The sequence below is a fragment of the Pseudodesulfovibrio cashew genome (assembly GCF_009762795.1).
GTDB lineage: Bacteria > Desulfobacterota > Desulfovibrionia > Desulfovibrionales > Desulfovibrionaceae > Pseudodesulfovibrio > Pseudodesulfovibrio cashew.
The window spans coordinates 737,211-749,973 of record NZ_CP046400.1 but is presented as its reverse complement, the minus strand read 5'-3'; the positions used below and the strand labels follow the sequence as shown (position 1 = coordinate 749,973).

The following is a 12,763-nucleotide window of genomic DNA, read 5'->3' as shown; positions in this document are numbered from 1 at the left end:
GTAGTTGTATGAGCAGGATTGAAGAGGCATTGAAAAAGGCGACGAAGCGGCGTGGGGAGGAGGCTGTGAGCACTCGGCCAAGCGTGTCTTCGTCGCACTGCTCGGACGGGCTGGAGCGGCCTGCTGCGAAATCGCCTTCCAGCAAGAGTATCCCCCAAGAGGTGTTGGACAGGGTCAAGAATCAGCACATGCTTGTCGCCATGAACGATGTAGTATCTCCGGCGGCTGAGGAATTTAGAAAGTTGAAGCAGAATCTGGTCAGGCTGACCAAGAAAGACGGTTTTCAGAATACCATTCTGATTACCAGTGGCACCGTGGGCGAGGGGAAGAGCGTCACCGCGGTTAACCTCGCCATCAGCTTGGCCCAGGAGTTTGACCATACCGTCCTTCTGGTGGATGCGGACCTCCGTAGGCCTTCTTGTGGCAATTTGCTTTGCATGGACACTTCCTACGGATTGTCTGATTGCCTCCTGGGAGGAACGGATATCAGCACGGCGATGATAAGGACCGGAATTGGGAAGCTCTCGTTCCTGCCTGCTGGAACTCCCATGGCCAATCCTGGCGAGTTGCTGGCCTCTAAGCGCATGGACGATGTCCTTCGTGAAATTAAAGGGCGCTATTCCGACAGATATGTGATCATCGACACTCCTCCGGTTTTGCCTTTCGCTGAGGCAAGGACCCTAGCGCGACTGGCGGATATGGTCGTTCTCGTAGTCAAGGAAGGCCGCCTGTCCAAGTATGAATTGGGCGAAACCCTGGAGGCCCTGAGTGGGGCCAATGTGGCCGGAGTCGTCTACACGCATGCCTCTGAAGCGAGCACAAGCAATCGTTACAGCGGCTATGCCAAATACAAATACTACTCCGCCTCTTAGGATTACGAAAAAACATGTACGAAGATTTTTTCCAATTTAAGACTAAGCCTTTTGATCTGCTGCCAAATCCGGATTTGCTGTTCATGAGCAATTCCCATGGTAAGGCCTTGTCGTATCTTCGTTATGGCATTCAGGAGCGGGCAGGGTTCATATTGCTTAGCGGTGAGGTCGGGGCTGGCAAGACCACGTTGATCCGGGAGCTCATCAAGCGGCACCTCGATAACGTGACTCTGGCCAAGTTGTTCAACACCAAGGCTGATTCCCACCAGTTGCTGACCATGATCAACGACGATTTCGGCCTGGAGACGGAGGGCCGTTCCAAGGCCGCGCTGCTGCGGGACCTAAACGAGTTTCTTATTGACCAGTACGCTGCAGGCAAGCGGGCGGTTCTTATCATTGATGAGGCTCAAAACCTTTCAGCAGAACTGCTAGAAGAGATCAGGATGCTATCCAATCTGGAGACCGACGGCGGCAAGCTGCTTCAGATTGTTCTTGTCGGGCAACCTGAATTACGCGATACGCTCAATAGCCCTGAATTATTACAACTCCGTCAACGTATTCAGATCGGGTGCCATTTGAAGCCGTTGGGCCGGGATGAGGTGGCGGAGTATATCTATTACCGTATGGAAGCCGCCGGAAACAGGGACGCGGTGAATTTCACGCCTGATGCCTTAGATGAAATCCACGGTCTGAGCCGCGGCATACCAAGGTTAATCAATATTTTGTGCGATTATCTTCTTATAGACGCGTTTGCCAATGAGAAGCGGGATATCTTCCTTGAGGACGTAAACGAAATTGCAGAGGATCTTGATTTTGAACGGCAGTATTGGCAGTCGGAACGTTCTGAAATCGAGGATGCTGCCGGAGCTCGTGCGCGCAAGGCCAGGAAGCTCCCCAAGCGGGCTTCCAGAGTACTAAAGCTGATGAATGACCTGGAAGCACGTGTCGTGCGGTTAGAAAGTGGAACCGATATGCTGCCAAAGAGCCCCGAGATTCCGCTTGTGGTGTTGGAGCGAATGGAGGCCTTGGAGAAACAGGTGCGGGTCCTTCAGGATAGCTTGGAGAGTGTAAAGGCCATGTATTGGAATAATGCAGCACAGAAACAGATGGAAGCTATGAGTCGAGTCGAGGGTGAGAAAAGGCAGGCCGCGAAGAGAAGCTGGGCGTACAGGCTACTGTTCGGGGGTGAGTAGGGCAGATTCATACCTTTACCTCTTTGCAATACGGTTGTATAGCGGGGTAGGCTTATCTGATTCATATTCATCGTAAACTCCCGTGGTGAGGTTCGCGTGCCCGTTTTAAGATTAAGTATAGCTAGATGCGCTTATTGGGTTTTGGCGTTTTCCCTTTTGTACGGGGGAGTGGCGTGCGCGGCGGATTTTCAATTTTCTCCAAGGATTTCTGTTAGTAGTGAATATAACGACAATGTAACTCAGACAAAACAGGCGAAAAGTGATTTTCTTTGGCTTATTAAACCGGGGCTGAGTGCGACTTATGAGCATTCCAGAGTGTTCGCCAACCTGTCGTACGATTTTGAGTTTAAAAAGTATCAGGAAGGCAACAGCAGCAACGAGAAAAATCATTACCTCAACGCATTGACCAAGGTTGAGGCACTTAAAGAGCTCTTTTTCATAGAAGTATCGGACGATTATAAGAAAGTGTTCCGGGATGTCACGCGTGGGGATGTGCCCGAAGGTGACACCAACGTCAACACGACGGACCAGAATACCTTCGGAGTCAAACCTTATTTTGTGATTCCGCTTCAGGAGAGGACCAATTTGACTGCGGGAGGGGAATTTCGGGACATCTGGTATTCCAAGGAAGGTAGCGTGGACAAGCGCAACTACCGCCTGTTCAGCGATCTCACCCATGACTTAACTGAAAGATGGTCACTTACCGGGGGAGCAGGCTTTGAAATGCAGGATCCTCGCTTTGAAGAGGGAGGGTTCAAGCGCTACAACTTAGTAATTGGTACTAAGTACTCATATGCAGAAGGGTCGTACGTAGAACTAAACTGGAAGCCGACCTATACGGATTTTACCATTCAGGGAGCCTCGAACAAGCAGTACAATCCGTACAGTCTGAATCTGGTTCATGCTTTTTCCGGGACCCTGTCTGCTTCGGCTTCCACTTCCATGTATTTTTCAGAGGACCCCAGTTCGGCAGATACACTAAATACATTTACGCATAAAGTTAGCTTGTCCCAGCAATATGACAGGGGCGAGATTACGTGTTCTTTGGCTTATAATGACTATGAAAACAACGATTCTATCAGTAGGTCGACTTACTGGCGGCCGAGTCTGGGAGGAACTCACAGCCTAACAGAGCGGCTCGCGCTGCGGTACAATGCATATGTGGATATGCATAGCAATCCGGACAGCGATAAATACATTTTTTCCATGTTGGGACTTAGCTACAGCTTGTCAGCCAGCACCAGCGCCAGCCTCTCTTATCGCTTCAAGAACAGCGACAAGCAAGGGTCGGCAAACGATTATACCTCCAACACGCTTGGGCTGACGTTGAGTTGGCAATACTGAAGGCAAGCGGCTTGAGCAAAGCGTAACGGAGGTGAACGGACAATAAACTTGATACAGCGGCTGCATGGGGTCAATGCGCTTGCGAGGGAACGCGATGAAGGCAGGATTGTCTTATAAGCCTGTAATAGTGAAGTCTAAGGGACTGGCTTGGCATGCAGAGCGCGTAGAACCGGGGGTATCCGGTTACGCAGGCCGAGCGGTTGCCGCAGGCAACGGTTCGGGCGCTTTTTTTTGCTCTTCAGAGGGGCCTGCATGCTAAGTGATGTAGTCCAAATCGCCGCCATTGCTTCGGCGATCCTGTTTCCTCCGGTGGCAATCATTCGAGCGGAGCGCAAGGGCAGTGCCGTTGCCTTTCTCATCCTGTCCTGGCTTGTCGCCGCATTGGGCGTCGTCGACTACATGCTGCTCAAGGCCCCCGCCGATTTCATGCCCATAAGTCACGCTGGCTTATATTGCATGGCCCTGTTCTGTCCGGTCAGTATCCTTTTTTCTAATGTCTATTGCCGTGAGTTTTCTTTTTCCAGCCTCTCCTCTACCCAGAGGCTGCTTCTGGCCTTTTCCCTTGTCCCATTGGCTCTCGTTGCGCTTTTCCCGGTGCACAACTTTTATTATTCACCTGACTTTTATGTGGAAAAAGTCCTGTTCCTGGAGCCGGTGGCATTTTTCTTCTATTTGCAGATCATTCTCTTTTTGGCCGTATCCCTGTTCAACCTGGAAGCGACTCTGGCCAACGCACCCCACGGGGTAAAATGGAAGATCAAGTTCGCCATCGTCGGCGCGGGTACGGTCATCACCTGCCACGTTCTCTATTACAGCCAGTCCATCATTTTTCGGGCCATCGATACGGGATACCTGGCCACGAGGGCTGCAGGCGTGCTCATGGGGTTGGCCATGGTTGTCTACTCCGAGATGCGAAGAGGAAGCGAGGAACGGATAGTCATCTCCAAGAGTATGGCATATCGCTCCTTGGTGGTTCTCTTCTGCGCTTTGTTCCTGGTGGCTGTGGGACTCGTGGGCGAAGGGATCAAGCTCTTCGGCGACAAGTTCAACACCTATGCCGTCAGCATGGTCGCCTTCATAGGCGTACTTGGTTTGATCATCGTGGTCTTGTCGGAGTCCATGCGAAGGAAATTCCGGCTGGCTATACAGCGCCATTTCTACGGTGAGAAGTATGATTACAGGATCGAATGGAAGAAGTTCACGGATAAGGTGACCAATTCCCGGAGCCGCGAGGAGCTCTTCCAGAATATTCTCGTGCTCTATTGCGAGACGTTCGGCGTAGTGGGAGGTTGTATTTTTCTTCTGGGCCGGCACAGCACGGATTACGTGCCCATCAGCTTTCACGAGATGGATGAGTCCAAATTGGTCGTTCCGGCCAAGTCTCCGCTGGTCAGGAAACTCAAGAGCCAGAAGCGCCTCCTTGACCTGCGGCGGGAGACTCCCGACCTGGGTGGAGAGCTGGAGGCTTTCCTGCGTGAAGGCAACGCCAGCTTCATTGTACCCATTTACACCGCGGATTCGTTGGTGGGGTTCATCGTCCTGAGTTCAGCCATCAACAAGTCCGAGACCTACGACGAGGAAGACAGGGAGCTCATGGAGGCCGTGGCCAGGCAGGCCGCCGCCGTGCTCATGAACATGCGCCTGGGCGACGAGTTGGCCGAGGCGCGGGACATGGAGGCCTTCGGCAAGGTCGCGGCGTTCGTGCTGCATGACCTCAAGAATCAGGTCTACCCCCTGTCGCTGCTGGAGGCCAACGCTCGGGAGTACATCAACGATCCTGAATTTCAGCAGGACATGCTCGACTCCCTGGGGAATATCGTGGGCAGAATGAATACATTGATCGCCCAGTTGACCAATATCCCAAGCAAGGGATCCCTGAGTCTGAAAAAGGTGGATCTCTTGACGGTGGCCAGAGAGGCCGCCGAATTGATCCCCTCTGCCGAGATCGATTTCATCGGGAAATCCGTTTGGGTAGCCATAGATGTGGAAGAATTCAAGAAGGTCGCTCTCAATCTCTACCTCAATGCCATGGAGGCCGGAAATAACGCCCGCTTCCAGGTCCATGTGGACGACGAGGACGGTCCGGTCATGAAGGTGGTCGATTTCGGCTCGGGTATTGATGAGGAAGTGCTTGAGGGAGGACTCTTCGTGCCCTTCAAGACCACCAAGAAGAAGGGTATGGGAATCGGGCTCTACCAGAGCAAACAGATCATGGAAGCGCATGGCGGCTCGATTGTCGCCTCCAGCCCGGAGGAGGGGGGAGCGATTTTCTGCGTCACCCTGCCTCCCGTGGATGCGGAAGCGTAACCAGGACCAACGCACAGGTTGTCTCCAATGCAGAACCTATTGATAGTAGACGATAACGACGAGATTCGCAGGCAGCTCAAATGGGGGTTGTCCAAATCGAATTACGAGCTGATCTTTGCCCGCGACGGCGTGGAAGGGCTCAATATGTTCAAGCGCCACTCCCCGCCGGTGGTCACCCTCGATCTCGGCCTGCCTCCGAATGAGAACGGCATCGAGGAAGGGTTGCGCTGCCTGGGCGAGATGCTGCGCATGGACCCCACGGCCAAGATCATCGTCATCACCGGCAACGAGGAGAAGGACGCGGCCCTGCAGGCGGTCCGTCTCGGTGCCTACGACTATTATAAGAAGCCGGTCAATCTGGACGAGCTCAAGGTCATGATCGACCGGGCCATGTATCTCCAGAACATCGAGAGCGAGAACCAGGAGCTTCGTCGGCAGAGCGTCAACGAGACCGGCATCGTGGGCGAGTGCCCGGCCATGCAGGCCGTGTTCACCCAGATCGACCGCGTGGCCGCTTCGGACGTGCCGGTTCTGGTCTGCGGTGAATCCGGCACCGGCAAGGAACTGGTGGCCCGGGCCATCCACAAGAAGAGCCTGCGCGCCGAAAGCGACATGATCCCGATCAACTGCGGTGCCATCCCCGAGAACCTGCTTGAGTCCGAGTTGTTCGGCTATGAGAAGGGCGCGTTCACCGGGGCCAACAAGATGCTCAAGGGCAAGGTGGAATACGCGGACAAGGGCACCCTGTTCCTGGATGAGATCGGAGAGATGCCCATGACCCTGCAGGTCAAGCTGTTGCGCTTCCTCCAGGAGATGATGGTAACCCGGGTGGGCGGCCGCAAGGAGATTCCGGTGGACGTGCGCATTATCACCGCCACCAACATCGATATCCAGAAGGCCATGGAGGATGGCTCCTTTCGGGAGGATCTCTTCTACCGCATCGGCGTCATGACCATTAACCTGCCACCTCTGCGCGAGCGGGGCGGCGACATCGAGCTGCTGGCCAACTATTTCCTGAAATCCGTGTCCGTGGGCCAGCGCTCCACCAACAAGGGATTTTCCCAGGAGGCCCTGGACTGCATCAAGGGGTATGACTGGCCGGGCAACATCCGCGAGCTGGAGAACCGCGTCAAGCGCGCCGTGATCATGGCCACAGGTCCGGAGATCATGCCCGAGGACTTGGGCATGAAGGGCGACGAGGCCATGCGCCAAAAGCTTCAGATGGACGACATCTCCCTGAAGGAGGCCCGGCTCCTGCTCGAGCGCGACATGGTCGAGCGGGCCCTGGACAAGTTTTCGGGCAACATCGTCAAGGCCGCCGCCTCCATCGGCGTGAGCCGTCCGACGTTCTACGATCTGATGAAGAAGCACGGGCTCAAGAACGCCTGATGATCGCCAACCGGGAGACGATGTCATGACAGCCTGTTTCAAGACCTACGACGTGCGAGGCGTCGTGCCGGAGGAGCTGGACGCAAATCTGGCCGAGCGCATCGGACGCGGATTTTGCCGTGTCACCGGTGCGAGGAACGTCGTGGTCGGCCACGACATGCGGCTGACCAGTCCCGAGCTGGCAAAAGGGCTCATCGCCGGACTCAACGCGGGCGGGGCCGATACCCTGAACATCGGGCTGTGCGGGACCGAAGAGATTTATCACGCCGCGTTTTCGGGCGGCTTTGACGGCGGCGTCATGGTCACGGCCAGCCACAATCCGGCCGAGTACAACGGCATGAAGTTCGTTGGCCGCGAGGCGCGTCCCCTGGACCCGGCGACCGATTACCGTGCATTGAGGGATTTCGTCGGGAGCGGAGAAACTTTCGAGGCATCGCGTCCCGGCAAGGCGTCCGAGGGCTCCCTGCGGGAAAATTTCGTAAACGACCTCCTGGAGGGCGTGGATACGGAGAGTCTGAAGGGACTTCGTATTCTGGTCAACTCCGGAAACGGCTGCGCGGGGCCCGTTGTGGACGCCCTGGCGGAGCGGCTCCCTTGCGAGATCATCCGTTTGCACCATGAGCCCGATGGTACTTTTCCCAACGGCGTGCCCAACCCCCTCCTGTCGGAAAAGCGGCAGGAGACCTCGGAGGCGGTCGTTCGGGAGGGGTGCGATTTCGGCGTGGCCTTTGACGGAGACTTCGACCGCTGTTTCCTGTTCGATGAGAACGGGAGGTTCGTGGAGGGGTACTACATCGTCGCCATGCTCGCCGAGGCCATCCTGGCGCATCACCCCGGCGCAAAGATCATCCATGACCCCAGGCTCACCTGGAATACCATCGAGGTGGTGGAGAGGCTCGGCGGCACGCCGGTGCTGACCCGGACCGGGCACGTGTTCATCAAGCAGGCCATGCGGGAACAGGGCGCGGTGTACGGCGGTGAGATGAGCGGCCACCATTACTATGAGCGGTTCGGCTATTGCGACAGCGGCATGCTCACCTGGCTGCTGGTCTCCGAGCTGCTCGGGGCGAGCGGGGTGAGGCTTTCGGAAAAGGTGGCGGCCTATGCCGCGCGCTATCCTGTCAGCGGAGAGATCAATCGCCGGGTGTCCGATCCCGCGTCCATTCTTGATCACCTCATGCAGGAGTATGGCGAGGATGCCGGAATCATCAGCCGGGTGGACGGGCTGAGCATGGAATTTCCCGAGTGGCGCTTCAACCTGCGTTCCTCCAACACGGAGCCGGTGGTCCGGCTGAACGTGGAGGCCCGGGGCGACGCGGCGCTCATGCGAGAGAAAACCGACGGGATTCTGGCTCTGCTGGAAGATCCCCGATATTCCTGAACGAGGCGAACGATGTTGCAACCGGTCATTCTTTGTGGAGGTAAGGGCAGCCGCCTGTGGCCCATGTCCCGCACGCTGTATCCCAAGCAGTTCATCGAGGTATCCGAGGGGCGCATGCTTTTCGGCGAGGCCCTGGAGCGCGCCCGTGGCTTCGAGGACGCCGTGGGGCCGATCATCGTCTGCAACGAGGATCATCGCTTCCTGGTGGCCGAGGAGCTGCGCAGGCAATCCGTGACCGGCCAATTGGTCCTGGAGCCGGTGGGCAGAAACACCGCTCCCGCCGTGGCCGTGGCCGCCTTTCTCTGCCGTGAGGAAGACCCGGTCATGTTCGTGGCTCCGGCCGACCACGCCATCGGCCGGGACGGCAACCTTAACGACGCTGTCCGGGCTGCGTGCCTGCGGGCCGAGGAAGGGCGTTTCGTCACCTTTGGCGTGACCCCCTCGCACCCCAATACCGGGTACGGCTACATCCGCAAGGGCGCGGACGTGGCCGACGGCGTGGCCGAGGTTCGGCAGTTCGTGGAGAAGCCGGATCAGGAGACCGCCGAGCAATACGTCGCGTCGGGCGAATATTTTTGGAACAGCGGGATGTTCCTGTTCAAGGCTTCCAGCTATCTGGACGCCCTCAAGGAGCATGCTCCGGCCATGTTCGAGGCGTGCGAGAAGGCCGTGGCCGGACGCTACGACGACCTGGACTTCATCCGCCTCGACAAGGAAGCCTTTGAGCAGTGTCCGGCGGACTCCATCGACTACGCGATCATGGAGAAGGTCTCCGGCATAGAGGTCGCGCCCATCGATCAGGAATGGCTGGACCTGGGCACCTGGTCGAGCCTGCACGAAATCCACGACAAGGACGAGTCGGGCAACAGCCTGCTGGGCGACGTGGTGGCCGAGGACACCCATAACTGCTACGTGCGCTCTTCGGACCGGCTGGTGGTAACCCTCGGTCTGGAGGACACCACCGTGGTCGAGACCCCGGACGCCATCCTCGTGGCCCCGCATGACAAGCTGGACGGCATGAAGCGGGTCATCAGCCGTCTCAAGGCCGCCGGACGCGCGGAGGTTACCTCCCACAAGACGGTCTATCGGCCCTGGGGCAGCTTCGAGTCCATCGCCGTGGACGATCGCTTCCAGGTCAAGCGCATCGTGGTCAAGCCGGGCGAGGTCCTGTCTCTCCAGAAACATTTCCATCGCGCCGAGCACTGGGTGGTCGTCAAGGGGACGGCCAAGGTCGTCAACGGCGACGCCGAACTGGTGCTGAGCGAGGATGAATCGACGTATATCCCCCTTGGGCACGTGCACCGTCTCGAGAATCCGGGCAAAATTCCCCTTGAACTCATCGAGGTCCAGACCGGAAGTTATCTCGGGGAGGACGATATCGTGCGTTTTGAAGACAAATACAAGCGCTAAGCAAGGATACAACCATGTGCGGCATCGCAAGTTTTCTCAGTAACCGGCAGTGGACCCTGGACACCGATGTCCAGTGGGTGCTCGATCTGGAGCCCGTCTTCAAAGGCGTGGTCTCCGGCAATGACCTGATGGAGGCGTCCGTGCCTCTGGCCAGGCTGGCCGAGCATTTCTACGACCTCATGTCCTTCGGCCTGCACATGCGGCTGGTGGCCGATCCCGAGGTGAAGGCAGCGCTCGTTTCGGTCCGCGACTCCATCCGCAGCCTGCGCAACGCGGCTGCGGTCAAGCTGGAGCAGGGCCCGAGGACGGATGAGCTCGAGGCGTTGAGAGAACAGCTCGACGATTACCTCTGGCAGATCGACCAGGAAGTGCTCCAGAACGTGGATCGCACCCTGGCTCTGATGCCCGGCAGTGTCTGCGCCGACACCGAAGCGCGCGACCGCCATTTCCTGGCCTGGGGCATGGAGCAGGTCCTGGAGTCCATCGACAAGCTTGAGGTGCGCGGGCGCGATTCCGCGGGCGTAGCCGTGGCCTTCATCCTGCCCAAGGACTGCGACCCGGAACTGAGCCTGACCAAGGAACAGAAGGCGCAGTTCGCGGAGCGCTGCTCCATCGCCAACGCCGACACCCGGCAGGTGCTGGTGCGCAAGCTTGACGACGGCCGGACTGCCTGTCGTTTCCTGTACAAGGTGGCCCAGCTCGTTGGCCAGCTCGGCGACAACGGCGCAGCCCTGCGCAAGTTCATCCTTGAAGACGAGCTGCTTTGGGTCATGGCCGAGGGACTCGAGACCCTGAACATCATTGCCCACACCCGCTGGGCCTCCAATGGCATCATTTCCGTGCCCAACTGCCACCCTGTGGACGGCCTGGTGGAGGGCGACGTGTCCACGGGCCTGGAAAAGACCATGTTCGTGCTCAACGGCGACGTGGACAACTACCGGACCCTGGTGGAAGAGACCGTGCTCTCCAAGGGGGCGCACATTCCTGCGGCCATCTCCACGGACGCCAAGATTCTGCCCGTACTCTTCCATCTGGACGCACCGGAGGAGGGCGGCGCCGAGGAGCGGTTCCGCAGTGTGCTCAAGCGGTGCGAAGGCTCCCTGGCCGTGGTCATGCAGAACCTTTCCGATTTCGACTCCCAGTTCCTGGCCCAGAAAGGGTCGGGTCAGTCCTTCTACGTGGGCAAGACCCAGGATGGCTGGCTGGTGGCCAGCGAGGCCTACGGCATGGCCGCCCGGGCCCGTTCCTCCTACCCCATGGCCGTACACCGGCAGGGCGGCGTGTCCGTGATCCTGCGTGATACCGACCCGGTGGACGCCGTGCCCGAGGCCCGTTACCTGGATAACGGGGAAGGCGTGCCTCTCAAGGAGGAGAAAATCGAGATCTTTTCCCGGGATATCTTCCGGGGCAAATACAACCACTACATCGAGAAAGAGGTCCACGAAGCCCCGGACTCGGTGCGCAATACCCTGCACGGAAAGTATCTGCGTGAAAACGGCAGCGTGACTTTCCTGCCGGAGGGATTCGGCAACGGTCCCGCCCTGGTCGAGCGGATCACCGGCGGCGCGACGCCGCTCTCCCGCATCGTCTGCGTGGGCCAGGGCACGGCCGCCGTGGCCGCCATGGCCGTGGCCTCGCTGCTGCGGCGCGCGCTCAAGGGCAGCGACCTGTCCATCGAGTCCTACACCGGCTCCGAGCTCATCGGCTTCATCGGAGACGAGCGCATGGACGACGTGCTGCTTATCCCTGTCTCCCAGTCCGGCACCACCACCGACACCAACCGGGTGGTGGATATTTGCCGCGACCAGGGCGCGTGGGTCAACTGCATCGTCAACCGCCGCAACTCGCCCCTGGTCCAGAAGTCGGACTCCTACATCTACACCAGCAACGGGCGCGACGTGGAAATGGCCGTGGCCTCCACCAAGGCGTTCTACTCCCAGGTGGCGGCGGGCAAGCTCCTTTCCCTGTGGCTGGCCGACGTGCTCGGCACCATGGACGCGCAGGCCATCGTCGGGGACATGGATTCCCTGGAGGGGCTGCCGGAAGCCATCGACAGCGTGCTGGCGAACAAGGAGGCCATCGCCGAAGTGGCCCGGAAGTACGCCCCGGTGCATCGCTACTGGGCGCTGGTGGGCAACGGCGCCAACTGCATTGCGGCCCAGGAGGTGCGTATCAAACTCTCCGAGCTGTGCTACAAGTCCATCCCCTGCGACGTGACCGAGGACAAGAAACACATCGACCTGTCCACCGAGCCCCTGACTCTGGTCATGGCCTCGGACCTGCCTGAGTTGGTGGTCATGGACACGGTCAAGGAGACGACCATCTTCAAGGCCCACAACGGCTCGCCCATCGTTTTCTGCGCCGAGGACGAGAATCGCTTCGACGGCGTGGCCGAGGCGACCATCAAGGTACCCCGCGTGGGCGGAGGCCTGGATTTCGTGCTTGAGACCGTGGCCGGACACTGGTGGGGCATCTCCGCCGCCAAGGCCATCGACGCTCACGCCGAGCCCTTCCGCACGGCGCGGACCATGATCGGCGCCATGATCGAGGACCCGTCCAAGTGGGATCGCAACGCCATCCTGACGCAGCTCAACCTGTGCGTGGACCGCATGGCGTCAGGGGCCACCGACTCGGCTCTGCCCGCCCGGGTGGCGTCCAGTCTGGCCAACTACATGCTCTGGCTGCTCAACCAGTCCCAGGACATCTGCATGGCCGAGGCCCGGCTGGCCGACATCCTTACGGTCCTGAACAAGGCCATTGAGGAGATGACCCGGCCGATTGACACCATCCGCCACCAGGCCAAGACGGTCACGGTGGGCATCAGTCGTCCGCAGGGTTAGGCGGAAGCGATCGTAAGATAGATGCAC

Annotated in this window: 8 protein-coding genes; all 8 read left to right on the top strand. The window is 58.5% G+C overall.

Translation table 11 applies throughout. The annotated features are described in order from the left end of the window. Window positions 1-8: 8 nt before the first annotated feature. The 8 genes from GM415_RS03275 to GM415_RS03240 all read left to right on the top strand — a co-directional run bounded on the left by GM415_RS03275 (window position 9) and on the right by GM415_RS03240 (window position 12,736). The gene (locus GM415_RS03275) at window positions 9-872 is read left to right on the top strand and encodes an XrtA-associated tyrosine autokinase (RefSeq protein WP_158946409.1); all 864 of its coding nucleotides are present in this window, start codon (window positions 9-11) and stop codon (window positions 870-872) included. A 14-nt stretch (window positions 873-886) separates the two neighbouring features. After that, a complete protein-coding gene (locus GM415_RS03270; RefSeq protein WP_158946408.1) occupies window positions 887-2,065 on the top strand; it encodes an XrtA/PEP-CTERM system-associated ATPase in 1,179 nt (392 codons plus the stop codon). A 96-nt stretch (window positions 2,066-2,161) separates the two neighbouring features. Continuing rightward, complete coding sequence (locus tag GM415_RS03265) at window positions 2,162-3,409, top strand: TIGR03016 family PEP-CTERM system-associated outer membrane protein (protein ID WP_158946407.1); 1,248 nt, start codon at window positions 2,162-2,164, stop codon at window positions 3,407-3,409. Between the two features lie 252 nt (window positions 3,410-3,661). Further along, window positions 3,662-5,716: an XrtA/PEP-CTERM system histidine kinase PrsK gene (prsK, locus tag GM415_RS03260; RefSeq protein ID WP_158946406.1), complete on the top strand. Its 2,055-nt coding sequence runs from the start codon at window positions 3,662-3,664 to the stop codon at window positions 5,714-5,716. Window positions 5,717-5,743: 27 nt separating this feature from the next. Then, entirely contained in the window at window positions 5,744-7,105 is a 1,362-nt protein-coding gene (prsR, locus tag GM415_RS03255) for a PEP-CTERM-box response regulator transcription factor (protein ID WP_158946405.1), read from the top strand. Window positions 7,106-7,130: 25 nt separating this feature from the next. Continuing rightward, window positions 7,131-8,486, top strand: a complete 1,356-nt coding sequence (locus GM415_RS03250) for a phosphohexomutase domain-containing protein (RefSeq protein ID WP_158946404.1) — start codon at window positions 7,131-7,133, stop codon at window positions 8,484-8,486. A 12-nt stretch (window positions 8,487-8,498) separates the two neighbouring features. Next, on the top strand, window positions 8,499-9,896 hold the full coding sequence (locus GM415_RS03245) for a mannose-1-phosphate guanylyltransferase/mannose-6-phosphate isomerase (RefSeq protein ID WP_158946403.1): 1,398 nt from the start codon (window positions 8,499-8,501) through the stop codon (window positions 9,894-9,896). Window positions 9,897-9,910: 14 nt separating this feature from the next. Then, entirely contained in the window at window positions 9,911-12,736 is a 2,826-nt protein-coding gene (locus GM415_RS03240; RefSeq protein ID WP_158946402.1) for an SIS domain-containing protein, read from the top strand. Window positions 12,737-12,763: the final 27 nt, after the last annotated feature.